Origin of the sequence: Klebsiella indica (assembly GCF_005860775.1) — a bacterium.
In the GTDB taxonomy this organism is placed as follows: Bacteria; Pseudomonadota; Gammaproteobacteria; order Enterobacterales; family Enterobacteriaceae; genus Klebsiella; species Klebsiella indica.
The window spans coordinates 123,546-140,004 of sequence record NZ_VCHQ01000005.1; the positions used below are offsets into that span (position 1 = coordinate 123,546).

17 protein-coding genes are annotated in these 16,459 nt (G+C 58.0%); 9 read left to right on the plus strand and 8 right to left on the minus strand.

Going from position 1 to position 16,459, the window contains the following annotated elements:
• The first annotated feature begins 2 nt into the window (after positions 1-2).
• The 9 genes from FE839_RS04020 to acpT all read left to right on the plus strand — a co-directional run bounded on the left by FE839_RS04020 (position 3) and on the right by acpT (position 8,196).
• Positions 3-425, plus strand: a complete 423-nt coding sequence (locus FE839_RS04020) for an acyl-CoA thioesterase (RefSeq protein WP_012135602.1) — start codon at positions 3-5, stop codon at positions 423-425.
• The gene (locus FE839_RS04025) at positions 422-1,027 is read left to right on the plus strand and encodes a LolA family protein (RefSeq protein ID WP_138359396.1); all 606 of its coding nucleotides are present in this window, start codon (positions 422-424) and stop codon (positions 1,025-1,027) included. The genes FE839_RS04020 and FE839_RS04025 overlap by 4 nt, the downstream gene beginning before the upstream one ends.
• Positions 996-3,320, plus strand: coding sequence for an MMPL family transporter (locus tag FE839_RS04030; protein ID WP_138359398.1), 2,325 nt, complete (start codon positions 996-998; stop codon positions 3,318-3,320). The genes FE839_RS04025 and FE839_RS04030 overlap by 32 nt, the downstream gene beginning before the upstream one ends.
• A 122-nt stretch (positions 3,321-3,442) precedes the next feature.
• Entirely contained in the window at positions 3,443-3,994 is a 552-nt protein-coding gene (locus FE839_RS04035) for a DUF3261 domain-containing protein (RefSeq protein WP_096753934.1), read from the plus strand.
• 1 nt (position 3,995) lies between these two features.
• Positions 3,996-5,165 (plus strand): beta-ketoacyl-[acyl-carrier-protein] synthase family protein, encoded by a 1,170-nt coding sequence (locus tag FE839_RS04040; RefSeq protein WP_138359400.1) that lies wholly within the window; start codon positions 3,996-3,998, stop codon positions 5,163-5,165.
• On the plus strand, positions 5,162-5,638 hold the full coding sequence (locus FE839_RS04045; RefSeq protein ID WP_104868076.1) for a hotdog family protein: 477 nt from the start codon (positions 5,162-5,164) through the stop codon (positions 5,636-5,638). Before FE839_RS04040 ends, FE839_RS04045 begins: the two co-directional genes overlap by 4 nt.
• Positions 5,635-6,366, plus strand: a complete 732-nt coding sequence (locus tag FE839_RS04050; protein ID WP_012135608.1) for a 3-ketoacyl-ACP reductase FabG2 — start codon at positions 5,635-5,637, stop codon at positions 6,364-6,366. Before FE839_RS04045 ends, FE839_RS04050 begins: the two co-directional genes overlap by 4 nt.
• Complete coding sequence (locus FE839_RS04055) at positions 6,363-7,592, plus strand: beta-ketoacyl-ACP synthase (protein ID WP_130028252.1); 1,230 nt, start codon at positions 6,363-6,365, stop codon at positions 7,590-7,592. The genes FE839_RS04050 and FE839_RS04055 overlap by 4 nt, the downstream gene beginning before the upstream one ends.
• A 1-nt stretch (position 7,593) precedes the next feature.
• The gene (gene acpT, locus FE839_RS04060; RefSeq protein ID WP_138359402.1) at positions 7,594-8,196 is read left to right on the plus strand and encodes a 4'-phosphopantetheinyl transferase AcpT; all 603 of its coding nucleotides are present in this window, start codon (positions 7,594-7,596) and stop codon (positions 8,194-8,196) included.
• On the opposite strand, the gene arnF is transcribed toward acpT, so the two are convergent.
• The 8 genes from arnF to FE839_RS04100 form a co-directional block, all read right to left on the minus strand.
• Entirely contained in the window at positions 8,165-8,548 is a 384-nt protein-coding gene (gene arnF / locus FE839_RS04065; protein ID WP_138359404.1) for a 4-amino-4-deoxy-L-arabinose-phosphoundecaprenol flippase subunit ArnF, read from the minus strand. The genes acpT and arnF overlap by 32 nt on opposite strands.
• Positions 8,548-8,886: a 4-amino-4-deoxy-L-arabinose-phosphoundecaprenol flippase subunit ArnE gene (arnE, locus tag FE839_RS04070; protein WP_138359406.1), complete on the minus strand. Its 339-nt coding sequence runs from the start codon at positions 8,884-8,886 to the stop codon at positions 8,548-8,550. Before arnE ends, arnF begins: the two co-directional genes overlap by 1 nt.
• Positions 8,883-10,538 (minus strand): lipid IV(A) 4-amino-4-deoxy-L-arabinosyltransferase, encoded by a 1,656-nt coding sequence (gene arnT, locus FE839_RS04075; RefSeq protein WP_138359684.1) that lies wholly within the window; start codon positions 10,536-10,538, stop codon positions 8,883-8,885. Before arnT ends, arnE begins: the two co-directional genes overlap by 4 nt.
• A gap of 17 nt (positions 10,539-10,555) precedes the next feature.
• Positions 10,556-11,440, minus strand: coding sequence for a 4-deoxy-4-formamido-L-arabinose-phosphoundecaprenol deformylase (gene arnD, locus FE839_RS04080; RefSeq protein WP_138359686.1), 885 nt, complete (start codon positions 11,438-11,440; stop codon positions 10,556-10,558).
• On the minus strand, positions 11,440-13,422 hold the full coding sequence (gene arnA / locus FE839_RS04085) for a bifunctional UDP-4-amino-4-deoxy-L-arabinose formyltransferase/UDP-glucuronic acid oxidase ArnA (RefSeq protein ID WP_138359408.1): 1,983 nt from the start codon (positions 13,420-13,422) through the stop codon (positions 11,440-11,442). The genes arnD and arnA overlap by 1 nt, the downstream gene beginning before the upstream one ends.
• Positions 13,419-14,402 carry an undecaprenyl-phosphate 4-deoxy-4-formamido-L-arabinose transferase gene (gene arnC, locus FE839_RS04090; protein WP_138359410.1) on the minus strand — a complete coding sequence of 328 codons (984 nt, stop codon included), beginning with the start codon at positions 14,400-14,402 and terminating at the stop codon, positions 13,419-13,421. The genes arnA and arnC overlap by 4 nt, the downstream gene beginning before the upstream one ends.
• 1 nt (position 14,403) lies before the next feature.
• The gene (gene arnB, locus FE839_RS04095; protein ID WP_138359688.1) at positions 14,404-15,543 is read right to left on the minus strand and encodes a UDP-4-amino-4-deoxy-L-arabinose aminotransferase; all 1,140 of its coding nucleotides are present in this window, start codon (positions 15,541-15,543) and stop codon (positions 14,404-14,406) included.
• A gap of 401 nt (positions 15,544-15,944) precedes the next feature.
• The gene (locus tag FE839_RS04100) at positions 15,945-16,451 is read right to left on the minus strand and encodes a phenolic acid decarboxylase (RefSeq protein WP_171034819.1); all 507 of its coding nucleotides are present in this window, start codon (positions 16,449-16,451) and stop codon (positions 15,945-15,947) included.
• Positions 16,452-16,459: the final 8 nt, after the last annotated feature.

Genomic DNA, 16,459 nt, shown 5'->3' on the forward strand with positions numbered 1-16,459 from the left:
GGGTGCTTAACGATCCCCGTTTTACTGCTGAAGTAGAGCTGACCATTCCGTTCCACGACGTCGATATGATGGGCGTTGCGTGGCACGGCAACTATTTCCGCTACTTCGAGATTGCCCGTGAGGCGCTGCTCAACCAGTTCGACTACGGCTACCGCCAGATGAAAGCGTCCGGCTACCTGTGGCCTGTGGTCGATACCCGCGTGAAGTACCGCAACGCGCTGACATTCGAACAACGCATTCGGGTGCGCGCCCGCCTTGAAGAGTACGAAAACCGCCTGCGCATCGGCTACGAAATTTTTGATGCGCAGACGGGAAAACGCGCCACGACGGGTTACACCATCCAGGTGGCGGTAGAAGAGAAAAGCCGCGAGATGTGCTTCGTCAGCCCGGATATTTTGTTTGAACGTATGGGAGTAACGCCATGAGATTCCTGCCGCTGCTGGCGCTGATCATCAGCCCGTTCGTGAGCGGGCTGACGCTCGACGATCTGCAACAGCGCTTTACCGAACAGCCGGTTGTCCGCGCTCACTTCGATCAAACCCGGACGATTAAGGATCTGCCGCAGCCGCTGCGATCCCAGGGCAGGATGCTGATCGCTCGCGACCAGGGGCTGCTGTGGGATCAAACCGCCCCGTTCCCGATGCAACTGCTGCTGGACGACAAACGGATGGTACAGGTGATCAACGGCCAGCCGCCGCAGGTCATCACCGCCGAAAACAACCCGCAGATGTTCCAGTTTAATCACCTGCTGCGCGCGCTGTTCCAGGCTGACCGCAGCGTGCTGGAGCAGAACTTCCGCGTCGATTTCGCCGATAAAGGCGAGGGACGCTGGACGCTGCGACTGACGCCGATCACCACGCCGCTGGACAAGATTTTCGCCACGATTGACCTGGCCGGACAAACGTATCTGGAGTCAATCCAACTGAATGATAAACAAGGCGATCGCACGGATATCGCACTCACTCAACACCAACTGACGCCCGCTCAACTGACCGATGACGAACGCCAACGTTTTACCGCGCAATAGCCGTAAAAGCCTCGCGCTGCTATGGGGTGTCGCCTGCCTGATTATGTTGGGCGCATTGCTGACGCTGCTGCCCCAGTCACGGCTGAACAGCAGCGTGCTGGCAATGCTGCCAAAACAGGCTTTAGGGAATATTCCGCCTGGCCTGAACGACGGTTTCATGCAGCGCCTCGACCAACAGCTGGTCTGGCTGGTAAGCCCGGGTAAACAGGCCGATCCGCAGGTGGCGCGCGACTGGCTCGCGCTGTTGCAAAAATCCCACGCGCTGGCGGACGTCAAAGGCCCGATGGACGCCGACAGCCAGCAGGCATGGGGCGCCTTTTTCTGGCAGCATCGCAACGGCCTGATCGATGAGGCCACCCGCGCTCGTCTGCAAAACGGCGGCGACGCGCAGGCGCAGTGGATTCTGTCTCAGCTGTATTCCGCCTTCTCCGGGGTGAGCGGTAAAGAGCTGCAAAACGATCCGCTGATGCTGATGCGCGGTTCGCAGCTGGCGATGGCGAAAAACGGCCAGCGTCTGCGGCTGATGGACGGCTGGCTGGTCACTCAGGATGAGCAGGGGCACTACTGGTATCTGCTGCACGGCGAGCTGGCCGGTTCGTCGTTTGATATGCAGCAAACGCACCAGCTCGTCACCACGCTCAGCGCGCTGGAAGGTGAACTAAAAACGCGTTATCCGCAGGCGCAGCTGCTGTCGCGCGGTACGGTTTTTTACAGTGATTACGCCAGCCAGCAGGCGAAACAGGATATCTCCACCCTTGGCGTGGCGACGGTTCTGGGCGTGATTCTGCTGATCGTGGCGGTCTTTCGCTCGCTGCGCCCGCTGCTGCTGTGCCTGATATCGATTGGCGTCGGCGCGCTGGCCGGAACCGTCGTCACCCTGCTGATTTTCGGCGAGCTGCATCTGATGACGCTGGTGATGAGCATGAGCATCATCGGTATTTCGGCCGACTATACGCTTTATTACCTGACCGAGCGCATGGTGCACGGCAACGACGCGTCGCCGTGGCAGAGCCTCGCCAAAGTGCGCAACGCCCTGCTGCTGGCGCTGCTGACCACCGTCGCGGCGTATCTGATCATGATGCTCGCCCCTTTCCCCGGCATTCGCCAGATGGCGGTATTTGCCGCCGTGGGATTAAGCGCCTCCTGCCTGACGGTCATTTTCTGGCATCCGTGGCTGTGTCGCGGGCTGCCTGTGCGCCCCGTTCCGGCAATGGTGCTGATGTTGCGCTGGCTGGCGGCGTGGCGGCGCAATAAAAAACTGTCCATCGGCCTGCCGGTGGCGCTGGCGATCTTCTCGCTGGCGGGCATCGCAACGCTGCATGTGGATGACGATATTTCACAGCTACAGGCGCTGCCGCAGCAGATTCTGGCGCAGGAAAAAGCGATCACCGCCCTGACCGGGCAGAGCGTCGATCAGAAATGGTTTGTGGTTTACGGTCAGTCCGCACAGCAAACGCTGGAGCGGCTGGAAGCCTTTACCCCTGCGCTGGAACAGGCAAAACGTGACGGGCTGCTCAACGGCTATCGCACGCTTCCGATCAACTCGCTCGCCCGTCAGCAGCAGGATCTGAAGCTACTGAAAAACGCCGCTCCGGCGGTGAGCCGCGCGCTACAGAATGCCGGGCTTTCCACGGTTAACCCGGATCTGAACGCCATGCCGGTAACGGTGGACGCCTGGCTTGCCAGCCCGGCCAGCGAAGGCTGGCGGCTGCTGTGGCTGACGCGGGAAAATGGCGAAAGCGGCGTGCTGGTGCCGGTAGACGGCGTGAAGCGAAGCGCCGCGCTGAACGCCCTCGCCACGCAATATTCCGGCGTGGCGTGGGTTGACCGAAAAAGCACCTTCGACACGCTGTTCGCCCTCTATCGCAATGTGCTGACGGGACTGCTGTTTGTGGCGCTGGCGGTCATTGCCTGCGGCGCGATGATCAGGCTTGGCTGGCGCAAAGGGCTGGTAAGCCTGGTGCCGTCAGTGCTGTCGCTGGGCTGCGGTCTGGCGGCACTGACATTGAGCGGCCATGCGGTCAATCTGTTCTCGCTATTAGCGCTGGTGCTGGTGCTGGGGATTGGCATCAACTATACGCTGTTTTTCAGCAACCCACGCGGAACGCCGCTGACCTCGCTGCTGGCGATTACGCTGGCGATGATGACCACGCTGCTGACCCTCGGCATGCTGGTCTTTAGCGCCACCCAGGCCATCAGCAGTTTCGGTATCGTACTGGTCAGCGGGATTTTCACCGCATTTCTGTTATCGCCTCTGGCAATGCCCGGTAAAAAAGAGAAAAAAAGAAGATGATCAAACAAACAGCGCGCTGGTTGAGACACCTTTTGCCGGATGGCGGCTTTGCCTTATCCGGCCTACGCCAGCGCACAAACCGCAGGCCGGATAAGCGTAGTGCCATCCGGCTGTTTCTGCTGATGACCGCAGCGCTCATTCTGACCGGATGCAGCCACTCGCAGAAAGCGCCGGAAGGCCGCCCGCAGGCGTGGCTGGAACCCGGCGCGCGCGTCACGCTGCCTGCGCCGGGCATCTCTCCGGCGGTCAGTTCGCAACAACTGCTCACCGGCAGCTTTAACGGCAAAACCCAGTCGCTGCTGGTGATGCTCAATGCCGACGAGCAAAAAATCACCCTTGCCGGACTGTCGTCGGTTGGCATCCGCCTGTTCCTTGTCACCTATGATGAGAAAGGGCTGCACACCGAGCAGTCCATCGTGGTGCCGCAGCTACCGCCCGCCAGCCAGGTTCTGGCCGACGTGATGCTCAGCCACTGGCCGATTAGCGCCTGGCAGCCGCAGTTGCCGACGGGCTGGACGCTCACCGACAACGGCGACAAACGCGAGCTGCGCAATGCCAGCGGTAAGCTGGTGACGGAAATTATCTATCTGAACCGCAAAGGCAAACGCGAGCCGATCAGCATTGAGCAGCATGTGTTCAAATACCACATCACCATTCAATATCTGGGTGACTGATATGATCTATATTTCTGCGGTCGGTATGATCAACGCGCTGGGCAACGATACGGATGAGATCGCCACGAACCTGACGCGCGGCGTGGCGCCTGGCATGCGCCCTCGCTCCGGCTGGCTACAGGGGCATCCACAGGCGGTGCTCGCCGGTGTTGACGGCGAACTGCCCGCCATCCCCGATGACTTTGCCGCTCACCGTTCGCGCAACAATCAGCTGCTGCTGGCCGCGCTCGCGCAGATCCAGCCCCGGGTGGATGAAGCCATCGCGCAGTATGGCCGCGATCGCGTCGCCGTGGTGCTCGGCACCAGCACCTCCGGCCTCGACGAAGGTGATGCCCATGTCAACCTGACGCTAAACGGCCAGGAAAGCCTCTCCTGGCAGTACCCGCAGCAGGAGCTGGGCGACCCGTCGCGCTTTCTCAGCCACTGGCTGGCGCTTGATGGCCCGGCGTTTACCCTTTCCACCGCCTGTTCCTCCAGCGCCAGAGCGATCATCAGCGGACGCCGACTGATCGAAGCTGGTCTGGCGGACGTGGCGATTGTCGGCGGCGCGGACACCTTAAGCCGGATGCCGATTAACGGCTTCCACAGCCTGGAGTCGCTCTCTCCAACGCGATGCCTGCCGTTCGGCCGGGATCGCAGCGGCATTACCATCGGCGAAGGGGCCGCGCTGATACTGCTGACCCGCGAACCACAGCCTGTCGCGCTGCTGGGCGTCGGCGAGTCCAGCGACGCGTACCATATTTCCGCGCCGCATCCGCAAGGTGAAGGCGCGATTCGCGCGATTACCCAGGCGCTCAATGACGCAGGCATCACGCCGACGCAGGTGGGTTATATCAACCTGCACGGCACCGCCACGCCGCTCAACGACCAGATCGAATCGAAAGTCGTGAGTGAACTGTTTGGCGAGAATGTGCCCTGTAGCTCCACCAAACATCTGACCGGGCACACACTGGGCGCAGCGGGAATCACCGAAGCCGCCCTCAGCATGTTGATTCTGCAACGCGACTTGCCGCTGCCGCCGCAGGATTTCAGCGATTCGCCGCGTGACCCGGCGTTGCCGCGCTGCGGCATCATCGAACAACCGCGCGCGCTTGAACGCCCGGTGATCTTATCTAACTCGTTCGCCTTTGGCGGCAACAACGCCAGCATTCTGCTCGGGAGGGTTTTATGAGTCGCTATTTATCACCCGGCGAGTATCTGCCGCATGACGCCCCCATGTTGCTGCTCGAAGACGTCGAGTGCGTCACGGACGAGTCCGCCGCCTGCCGCGTCACCGTAGCGCCAGGCGGCGTGCTGGCCCCGTTTCTTGACCCGCAGGGCAATCTGCCCGGCTGGTTCGCGCTGGAACTGATGGCGCAAACCGTCGGCGTCTGGTCAGGCTGGCATCGTCATCAACAGGGTCAGAGCGCCATCTCTTTGGGCATGGTGCTCGGCGCGCGTGAACTCGTCTGCGCCGCAGGCGCCCTCCCCGCCGGGGAAACGCTGACCATCAGAGCCACATTACTCATGCAGGATGAGCGTTTCGGCAGCTTTGAATGCACAATCGACGTGGGGGATAACACGCTGGCGACAGGCCGCGTAAATACGTTCCAGCCCACGCAGGAAGAACTCACCACGCTATTTCAACAGGGAGCTGCAACATGAGTCGTTCCGTTCTGGTTACCGGGGCCAGCAAAGGCATCGGTCGCGCCATCGCCCGTCAACTGGCGGCTGACGGCTTTGTTGTCGGGGTTCACTATCACCGTGACGCGCAGGGCGCGCAAGAAACGCTGGACGCCATTCTCGCCGTCGGCGGCGCAGGCCGTCTGCTCAGTTTTGACGTCGCCAGTCGCGAGCAGTGCCGCGAGGTGCTGGAGCAGGATATCGACGCGCATGGCCCGTGGTATGGCGTGGTCAGCAACGCCGGGATCACCCGCGACGCCGCCTTTCCGGCGCTGAGCGACGACGACTGGGATGCCGTGATCCACACCAATCTCGACAGCTTTTACAATGTGATTCAGCCGTGCATCATGCCGATGATTAGCGCACGTCAGGGTGGACGGATCATTACCCTGTCATCCGTTTCCGGCGTGATGGGCAACCGTGGTCAGGTTAACTACAGCGCCGCAAAAGCGGGCATTATCGGTGCGACAAAAGCGCTGGCGATTGAGCTGGCAAAACGTAAAATCACCGTCAACTGCATCGCGCCGGGGCTGATTGACACCGGCATGATCGCAATGGAAGAGGCCGCGCTGAAAGAGGCGATGTCCATCATCCCAATGAAACGTATGGGCCAGGCAGATGAAGTAGCAGGGCTGGCCAGTTATTTAATGTCGGATATTGCGGGTTACGTTACCCGCCAGGTCATATCCATCAATGGAGGGATGTTATGACGCGTCGCGTTGTGATTACAGGCATGGGCGGCGTCACCGCGTTTGGCGAGAACTGGCAGGACGTTTCCACCAGACTGAAAGCTTACGAAAACGCCGTGCGCCAGATGCCGGAATGGCAGGTTTATGACGGACTGCATACGCTACTTGGCGCGCCAGTCGATGATTTCACCCTACCGGCACACTATACCCGCAAGCGTATTCGGGCGATGGGCCGCGTGTCGCTCATGTCCACCCGCGCCACCGAACTGGCGCTGGAGCAGGCTGGGCTTATCGACGATACGGTGCTGACTAACGGCGAAACCGGAATTGCCTATGGTTCTTCTACCGGCAGTACCGGCCCGGTGAGCGAATTCGCCACCATGCTGACGGAAAAACACACCAACAACATCACCGGCACCACTTACGTGCAGATGATGCCGCACACCACCGCCGTCAATACCGGGCTGTTCTTTGGCCTGCGGGGTCGCGTGATCCCGACGTCCAGCGCCTGCACCTCCGGCAGTCAGGCGATTGGTTATGCCTGGGAAGCGATTCGTCACGGCTACCAGACGGTGATGGTCGCCGGCGGCGCAGAAGAGTTATGCCCGTCTGAAGCGGCGGTTTTTGACACGCTGTTCGCCACCAGCCAGCGCAATGACGAACCGAAAACGACGCCTTCGCCGTTCGATGAAAAGCGCGACGGCCTGGTGATTGGCGAAGGCGCAGGGACGCTGATTCTCGAAGAACTGGAACATGCCAAAGCCCGAGGGGCGACCATTTACGGCGAAATCATCGGCTTTGCCACTAACTGCGACGCCGCGCATATCACCCAGCCACAGCGTGAAACCATGCAGATTTGCATGGAACAATCGCTGAAAATAGCAGGCTTAAGCGCACGGGATATAGGGTACATTTCCGCCCACGGCACGGCGACCGATCGGGGCGATATCGCAGAAAGTCAGGCAACGGCCGCAATTTATAGCGATAATGTGCCGATCTCCTCGCTAAAAAGCTACTTTGGGCATACCCTTGGCGCCTGCGGGGCACTGGAAGCCTGGATGAGTCTGCAAATGATGCGTGAAGGTTGGTTTGCACCTACGCTAAACTTGAGTCAGCCGGATACCCAATGTGGCGCGCTGGATTACATCATGGGTGAAGCCCGCAAGATTGATTGTGAATTTTTGCAAAGCAACAACTTTGCGTTTGGCGGCATCAATACTTCTATCATTATTAAACGTTGGCCCTGATATGTACCGGATTGTTCTGGGAAAAGTTTCGACACTGAGCACAGGCGCGCTGCCGTCGCCACTGTACGCACAGGCGCCGCAGGGCGCTCGCCGCGCGCGCTGGCTGGCTGGTCGCATGCTGCTTTCCCACTTCCTGTCACCGCTGCCGGAAATGATCTATGGAGAGCACGGCAAACCCGCCTTCGCCGCTACAACGCCGCTTTGGTTCAACCTCAGCCACAGCGGCGATAATATCGCTCTGCTGTTAAGTGACGAAGGAGAAGTGGGTTGCGATATTGAAGTGGTGCGACCACGCAATAACTGGCGTGCGCTGGCCGATACAATTTTTAGCGCAGGTGAACAGGCAGAGATAGAGACCGAACAGCCAGAAGGACAACTGGCGGCCTTCTGGCGAATCTGGACGCGCAAAGAAGCTATTCTCAAACAGCGTGGCGGCAGTGCCTGGCAGATAAGCGGCATCGACAGCGCGCAGCCCTCCGCGCTGTCGCTCAGTCAGATTCAGATAGGCTCACTCAGCCTTGCGGTCTGCACGCCAACGCCATTTCTTTTAACCACCGACAATATCAAACAGATTACCCCCGCCGTTTCACTGGCCAGAAAATAGTCAGCACCCCGGCGACAATCAACAACACGCCCAGCAGTGATTGCCAGTGGAAAGGCTCATGCCAGCCGGGGAGCCAAATCGCGGCGGCCCATACCAGAATGTAGCTCAGGCTTAGCAACGCGTAGGCTTTGGCCAGCGGCAATTGTTGCAGGGCAAAATACCAGCACACCATTGACAACAGATATCCCATAAGGCCGAGCAACAGGCTAAAAGCGCCCGCCCGCAGATGCAGCAGGTGACTGAGGAAGGTGAGTAAATCCGTCAGCGGAGGTAGCTCGATCATCGCGCTACGCAGCAGTAGCTGCGCGCCGCTCGCCAGACCGACGCTGAATAACGCCCAGATTAACCCCATCAGACGCCGCTCCCCAGAATAACGATCCCGATGACGATCAGCCCCACGCCAAACCAGTGGCGCCGCGCGACCGGCTCGTGCCAGATCCCCCATGCGGCAAACGTCACCCAGACAAAATTGAGGCTCAGCATGGGGTAGGCAATGCTGACCGGGATCGACTGCAACACACTCAGCCATAACAGCATGCTGCCGCCCAGAGAGAGCAGCGCTAACCCCAGCCAGCCGAAAATATGATGCCCGCGCCGCCCGGATTTAGACGGGCGGGTTGCCTGTTTCTGGCACAGTTGTCCGGCGCAGCTCAGCAGGCTGGCGAAAACCAGACAGATCCAGACGCTCATTGCGGCAGGTACTGGATAAACACCATCCGCCCCAGCACATAAAAGTTGTCCGGTTTCGGTAGCGGTAAATCGCCCATACTCTCCCCTTTATCCATCAGCAGAACCAGCGAAACGGGCCCCTGCTGGCGATGCGCGGCCAGCCAGCGGGTAAAGTCACGCTGGCTCACATAGCGGCCCTGCGCATCCGGCCAGGCCAGCCCGTACTGCAGCTCACCCTGCTTGTCATACAGGATGATATCGCTACGCTTTAGCTCCCACGCTAAACCCGCGGCTATCCCCACGTTGTTGCTCAGCACATAACGGCTTGGCGTCAGCGAGTCTCTGACGATATCCGCCATAAACTGCGGCTGCTTACTGTCGATAATCCGATCGGGAATAGCGAAACCTATCAACAACGCCAGCGCCAGCGGGCAGCAGGCGGCGAGCGTCCAGCGCCGGGCAGTGTCTTTTATCGCCAGCCAGCCCATCAGCGCCCAGAAGACGAATATCAGCGCCGCCAGCAGGCACTTATACAGCTCAATATGGCGCCATAGCGACCTGTGCATAAAGCCCCATGGCGAGACCACCAGTACGGCGACCAGCCCCATCAGGCCGAAGGCAAGGTTGATCATGCCGTTGATTTTCAACACCCTTGCCCCTGATTTCGCGGCATCCAGCGCATAACGCGCCATCAGAATCGATAACGGCGCGAAACATGGCAGGATGTAGGTCGGGAGTTTACCCTTAGCAATGCTGAAGAACAGAAACGGCATCACCACCCATCCCAACAAATAGAGCGCCCCGCGCGATGCCTCGCGTTCGGTCCAGCCGCGCTTCAACGCCCCCGGCAACAGCGCCAGCCACGGCAGGCTACCGGCAAGCAGAAACGGAATGTAGTACCAGAACGGCGCTTTATGCTGGGCGTCTTTTTCGGCAAAACGCTGGATATGCTCAACCCAGAAGAAGTAGCGCCAGAAGTCCGGCTCACGCCTGGCGATAGCCAGCCCCCACGGCAGGACGATCAGCACGCAAACCCCTACCGCCAGCCAGCCATACGTCAGCACTTCGCGCCAGCGTTTGCCCGCCATCACCCATGGCAACACCCCGATGACCGGCACTGCCAGCGCGAGGAAGCCTTTGGTCATGACTCCCATACCGCAGGCAACACCCAGCAAGACGTAGCCGAGGATTTTGCCGCGGTGGCTTTGCGCCTGCGCCGCTCCCCAGAAACTGCACATCGCCAGCGCCATCCACATGGTGATCATCGGATCCAGCACCGCATAGGTGCCGATACCGTAGACCAGCAGCGCGGTCAGGAATATGACCGGTGACAGGATCGCGAGGCGTTTATCGCGAAAGAGCCGCCACGCCAGCCAGGCCACCAGCAGGGCGGTGGCGGAGATGGAGAAGACCGCCCCGAACCGCACCGCAAAGTTGTTATGACCGAACAGCCACTGGCTGATACTGTTAACCCAGTATCCGGCAATCGGCTTTTCAAAATAACGCAACCCAAGGAAATGTGGCACCAGCCAGTCGCCGCTCGCCAGCATTTCGCGACTAATCTCCGCATAGCGGGTTTCATCCGGCTGCCACAGCAAACGGAAATTGAGTGGCAGTAAATAGTAGATCACAAAAAGAGCAGCCAAAGAGATGCTATAGCGAATGCTTTTCATTGAATAACCGAATTCAGTCATTGTTCACATCCAAGCCAGCCTTCCCGGCCAGCCAGTTCACCACGCACCACCTTACCCTGTGGCAGCGTGCGCAAATCGGCAGGCAACAACTGGCTTAACGGGCAAAACCGGATCTCTTCCTGTGCGGCCATGGTCAACAGTTCATCGAACTGTTCGGCACAGGCAATCCCTTCAACTTCTGCGTGAATGGTATAAACAGGCGTCCCGGTATCGCGATGAACGCAATCCAACAGGTAACGGTTGAAACCTGCGTTATCCACCACACGACCCACCGCTTCATCCCAGGTGGGTAAGGTCACCGGGATCTGCACGGTTCCCGGCATGCCGCTGCCGAGTTGCGGCAAAAATGGGGCCCTTCCCCGACAGTCGCTGTTATAGAGAAAATCGAACGTTTCTTTAGCCTCGATCACCCGCTGATCGGCTCGCCAACCAGCGACGGCGGAACAGGTTACCGGGCGACCAATAATCCGCTCCAGCTCCAGCAGCCCGCGATCCACCTCCAGCGTCAGCCGTTCCGGCGGCCAGATACCGCTCCACGTCTGCCAGCTGTAGTGATCCCAGGCATGCAGGCCAACTTCATGCGCCTGTGCGGCGGCGCGGATAATCTCTTCATTCCCCGCGCCGATCCTCCGCCCCGGCCAGGCGGTTCCGGCCAGTAAAATATCCCAGCCATACAGCGAAGCAGCCTTCGAGCGCAGCATCTTCCATAGAAACTTCGGTTTTACCAGGCGCCATAAATGACGCCCCATATTGTCTGGCCCAACGCTAAAAAAGAAGCTCGCCTGAATCCCGTGCCGACCCAACAGTGTCAGCAGACGCGGGACCCCGTCCCGCGTACCGCGAAAGGTATCAACATCAATGCGTAAGCCGACCTGTTTCATCATTTACCGTCGTCCGTCAGTTCAACCGTACGCAGGAAAAAGTCGAGGGTACGCTCAACGGTCTCTTCCATTGCCACCGTCGGTACCCAGTTCAGGCAGCGCTTAGCGTTGTTAATACTCGGCTTACGATGCTCGACGTCCTGATAACCTTTACCGTAGTAATCGCTACTTTCCACTTCGCGAAAACCGGCGAACGGCGGGAAACGGTCGCGCAACGGATGGCGTTCAAAACAGGCCAGCAACATTTCCGCCAGTTCTTTGATGCTGGCTTCGTTATCCGGATTGCCGATATTGATAATCTGCCCGTCGCAACGCCCGTCTTTATTCTCGATAATCCGGAACAGCGCTTCGATACCGTCGCTGATATCAGTAAAGCAGCGCTTCTGCTTCCCGCCCTCAATCAATTTAATTGGTGAACCCTCCACCAGATTCAGGATCAGTTGGGTGATGGCGCGAGAACTGCCAATACGCGCGGCGTTGAGGTTATCGAGACGCGGCCCCATCCAGTTGAACGGGCGGAACAGAGTAAACTTCAGGCCGGTTTTATCGCCATATGCCCAGATCACGCGGTCCAGCAGTTGCTTGGAGACCGAGTAGATCCAGCGCTGTTTGTTGATCGGCCCGACCACCAGACTGGAAGTATCCTCATCGAAGTTGTTATCGGTACACATACCGTACACTTCAGAGGTCGACGGGAAGATAATGCGTTTATCGTATTTCACGCAGTCGCGGATAATTTTCAGGTTCTCTTCGAAATCCAGCTCAAACACGCGCAGCGGGTTACGGGTGTACTCGATCGGCGTGGCAATCGCCACCAGCGGCAGCACCACATCACACTTCTTAATGTGATACTCAATCCACTCCGAGTGGATGCTGATATCCCCTTCAACAAAGTGGAAACGCGGATTAGCAAGAAAGCGGCCGATAGCGTCAGAGCCAATATCCAGACCGTAAATCTCATAGTTGTCGTCGGCGAGCAGGCGCTCGGTCAGGTGATTACCGATAAACCCGTTCACCCCGAGGATCAGCACGCGGGTACGGCGCTTAATCGCCACGACAGGTTTACTGCTCAGCACCGCGCCAGCCACAAGTCCCAGCGCCTGCGCCAGTTGCGTACCTTGCATATAGACGCCACGCCCGGTCTGCCCGGTGACGATTTCCAGCGCCCCGTCCAGACACGCGACGATCAGCGGCGCAACGGAGATCACCGTGCCCGGTTTAGCTGCAGCCAGATCGTGGCGCACACGGGACTTCCAGACGATAAATTTGTTCGCCCCGGCATAGCCGAACGCCCCCGGCCACGGATCGGAAACCGCGCGCACCAGGTTATGCAACGTCTGGGCGGATTGCTGCCAGTCAAGACGGCCATCTTCCGGCGTACGGCGCCCGACGTACGTCGCCTGACGCTCATCCTGCACACGCTCTTCGGTTTTGCCTTCGCGGATTGCCGGTAGCGCCTTGCCCAGGAGATCCGCCGCCGCGGCACAGAGTTTGCGATGCAGCGTCAGCGCCACATCATCCGCGCCAATAGCCACCTTTTTCTGCGCCACGATATTCCCGGCATCTGCGCGGCCAATCATACGGTGCAGCGTCACGCCGGTTTCGCTTTCGCCATTCACCAGCACCCAGTTCAGCGGCGCACGACCACGGTATTTCGGCAACAGCGAACCGTGGAGGTTGAACGCGCCCTGCGGCGCGAGATTGAGAATGTCATTGCATAGCAGGTTGCGGTAGTAGAACGAGAACAACACATCCGGCTTCATTTCGCGGATACGTTCGATCCACAGCGGGTGATTCACATCATCCGGCGCCCATACCGGAATGCCCTGCTCAGCGGCGAGACGCGCCACGGAGCCAAAGAAAGGGTTTTCGCCAGGATTATCCGGATGGGTAAAGATAGCGACGATGTCATACCCGGCATCCAACAGAGACTGAATACCTGCACAACCCATATCGTGATAAGCGAAGACTACGGCTTTCATGAACGATCTTCCTCTTGAGATGCCGTTTCCGGCTGGCGAACAACACGTTGAATAAAATAGCGGGGGCGCGCGCGAACATCGTTATAAATACGACCGATATACTCGCCGAGCAGCCCCATACCCACAAACTGGGCGCCGATAAACATGAACAGCACCGCGAACAGCATAAACACCCCTTCTGCCGCCCACTGCGGCCCCAACATCAGGCGCAGCACCACCAGCAAAAGAGCAAAGGCGAAGCCCAACAGCGCAATGACGCTGCCGAAGAGACTCAGCAGACGCAACGGCGTGGTGGTCAGGCAGGTCACCAGGTCATACATCAGGTTAATCAGGCGCATAAAGCTGTATTTGGAATCGCCGAATTCGCGCTCGGCGTGGATCACCGGGATTTCCACCGCACGGCGGGCAAAGGTGTTCGCCAGAATCGGGATAAAGGTACTGCGTTCATGGCAGTTGAGCATCGCGTCGATAATATGGCGGCGATAGGCGCGCAGCATGCAGCCGTAGTCGCCCATCGCTTTTCCGGTGGTGCGCTGAATCAGGCGATTGATCATCTTCGAGGCGCTTCGACGAAACCAGGTATCCTGACGGTTCTGACGTACGGTACCCACCACGTCATAACCCTCATCGGCCTTCTCCACCAGCCGCGGGATCTCTTCCGGCGGATTTTGCAGGTCGGCATCAAGGGTAATAATCAGGTCGCCGGTGACATGACTAAAACCGGCCATAATCGCCGAATGCTGGCCGTAGTTGCGATTCAGCAGCACCGCCACCACGTGGCTACCTTCAGCCTCAGCGGCTTCGGTCAGTATCCGTGCCGAATCATCGCTACTGCCGTCATCGACCAGCAGAATTTCATATTGACGTCCGAGCGTCGCACAGGCGGTGTCGGTACGGTGGATAAGTGCCGGCAGGCTCTCCTGTTCGTTATAAACCGGAATAACGATCGACACTTTTTTCACGGGAGGATAGCTAAACATATCAACATCCTGACAGCTGGCGTAGCGCGGAAATCACCCGAGTGACATCGTCATCGGTCATGTCCGGGAACAACGGAAGAGAACAAATACGCGCGCTGTTCCATTCCGTATGCGGCAATGAAACATCGGGGAAACGCTCGCGGTAATACTTTTGCGTGTGCGCCGCGCGGAAGTGCAGACCGGTGCCAATCCCCATGGTTTTCAATTTTTCCATCAGGACATCGCGGCTGATGCCGCAGGCGGTTTCATCGACGCGGATAATAAACAGATGCCAGGCGTGTTGATGGGCCCATGATGGCGCCGTGAGCGGCCTGAACGGCGTATCCGCCAGTTCGTCCAGATAGCGTTGGGCAATTTCGCCGCGACGCTGGTTAGCATGGGCAAGCTTCTCCAGTTGCACCAGCGCCAGCGCCGCATTGATATCAGCAAGATTGTATTTAAAGCCCGGCGTGATGACCTCCGCCTGCGGGGCGCGGCCCTGAGTCTGTCGATCCCAGGTGTCTACGCCGAGTCCGTGGAACTTCAGGCTACGGATGCGCGCAGCCAGTTCGTCATCATCGGTCACCACCAGGCCGCCCTCGGCGCAGGTCATATTTTTGATGGCGTGGAATGAGAAGATTGCGGTGCCTCGCCAGCCGACATGGCGGCCCTTGTAATACGCTCCCGCCGCGTGGGCGGCATCTTCAATCACCGGAATAGCGTGACGTTCACCAATCGCGCGAATCGCATCAATATCCGCCGGTGCGCCCGCATAATGCACGGGAATAATCGCTTTGGTTCGCGGCGTGATCGCCGCCGCAACCGCCTCTGGCGTGATCATCAGGGTATCGGGATCGACATCGATCATCACCGGCGTCGCCCCCAGCAGGCAGATCATATTCAGCGTCGAGACCCAGGTTTGTGAAGGAGTAATCACTTCATCGCCCGCCCCGATACCCAGCGCCATGAGCGTGACGTGCATGCCGCCGGTCGCCGAACTGACGGCGATAGCGTGACGGTTGCCGGTTAACGTGCAAAACGCCTCTTCCAGCGCATAATTTTTCGGTCCAGTGGTGATCCAGCCCGATTGCAAAACTTCACGCAGCGCAGCCAGCTCTGCGTCGCCCATCGACGGGCGCGAAAACGGCAAAAAGTCGCTCATCATTTTCCTGTTCTGTAAATAATTCAAAGGAAATAGGGAATTCCAGCAAATATCCTGCGCCAGCTGACTTAAACAAAATGAAAATGAAATCAAAATCAGTTTACTGATACATTTTTTTGCCGGACATTCAGATATCCTTAAATTTAGCCTGGTTTTCTTAAAATAAGATTAAGACATGAACATTGACGAGGGAGAAATTTCATTAATATTAAAAATCAATGAAATAGAGATTTTTCTGGCGGTGTTTCAGAAGCAGGAACGTTTCTGTCGGATGAAAAACCGACAGAAACGTATTGGCGGAAAGTAAACAGATATTAAACCAGACTCTAATAAATCCACTTTTAAACGTTGCTTACTAAATATAAACGTTCCGGTGTTAGCTGAAAAATATTTCGAAATTATTACAGATTGCCAGGAAAGTTATCCGGTAATTCGTTAGCCGGGCAATTAATCACCTCGTTATTATCTTCACCGCAATCACGAACAAAGGTAATAGTCGCAAACTCATCAATAACTTCTGTCGGGTAAGCCGGACCCGCTTCACGGTAAGAGACCATCAGGGGAATATGATCGTTCTGGAAGCAGACGGTTTTTTCCGGGTTATTGATCACCCAGCGTGGGAAAAAAATGGTGCCATGGAACAGTTTGTCGCCAAGGTTAACGATCAGGCTCACATCGGTACCCGTCGGCTCGGTCCAGGAAATTTTATAGATGCTTTCACCGACGCGAACAATCCAGGCCTGCTGATCTTTCACCCAACGGTTAGCCACGATACCGCTATGAATACGGTAATCCAGCGTTGTGCCGTTTTTAACGTAAATCTCGTAGTTCCAGCCATTATCGTAGGTATAAACCAGATGTTTACCGATAAATCCACTCAGGTCATGTTTATCGAAAGTACGCATAATCTGTTCTC

Bases quoted from the DNA above. Each gene is read 5' to 3' on its own strand.
- FE839_RS04055 (WP_130028252.1), top strand. From the start codon at position 6,363: ATGACGCGTCGCGTTGTGATTACAGGCATGGGCGGCGTCACCGCGTTT.
- FE839_RS04025 (WP_138359396.1), top strand. From the start codon at position 422: ATGAGATTCCTGCCGCTGCTGGCGCTGATCATCAGCCCGTTCGTGAGC.
- arnB (WP_138359688.1), bottom strand. From the start codon at position 15,543: ATGAGCGACTTTTTGCCGTTTTCGCGCCCGTCGATGGGCGACGCAGAG.
- FE839_RS04050 (WP_012135608.1), top strand. From the start codon at position 5,635: ATGAGTCGTTCCGTTCTGGTTACCGGGGCCAGCAAAGGCATCGGTCGC.
- FE839_RS04030 (WP_138359398.1), top strand. From the start codon at position 996: ATGACGAACGCCAACGTTTTACCGCGCAATAGCCGTAAAAGCCTCGCG.
- FE839_RS04040 (WP_138359400.1), top strand. From the start codon at position 3,996: ATGATCTATATTTCTGCGGTCGGTATGATCAACGCGCTGGGCAACGAT.
- arnA (WP_138359408.1), bottom strand. From the start codon at position 13,422: ATGAAAGCCGTAGTCTTCGCTTATCACGATATGGGTTGTGCAGGTATT.
- acpT (WP_138359402.1), top strand. From the start codon at position 7,594: ATGTACCGGATTGTTCTGGGAAAAGTTTCGACACTGAGCACAGGCGCG.
- arnD (WP_138359686.1), bottom strand. From the start codon at position 11,440: ATGAAACAGGTCGGCTTACGCATTGATGTTGATACCTTTCGCGGTACG.
- arnT (WP_138359684.1), bottom strand. From the start codon at position 10,538: ATGAAAAGCATTCGCTATAGCATCTCTTTGGCTGCTCTTTTTGTGATC.
- arnE (WP_138359406.1), bottom strand. From the start codon at position 8,886: ATGAGCGTCTGGATCTGTCTGGTTTTCGCCAGCCTGCTGAGCTGCGCC.
- arnF (WP_138359404.1), bottom strand. From the start codon at position 8,548: ATGGGGTTAATCTGGGCGTTATTCAGCGTCGGTCTGGCGAGCGGCGCG.
- FE839_RS04045 (WP_104868076.1), top strand. From the start codon at position 5,162: ATGAGTCGCTATTTATCACCCGGCGAGTATCTGCCGCATGACGCCCCC.
- FE839_RS04035 (WP_096753934.1), top strand. From the start codon at position 3,443: ATGACCGCAGCGCTCATTCTGACCGGATGCAGCCACTCGCAGAAAGCG.
- arnC (WP_138359410.1), bottom strand. From the start codon at position 14,402: ATGTTTAGCTATCCTCCCGTGAAAAAAGTGTCGATCGTTATTCCGGTT.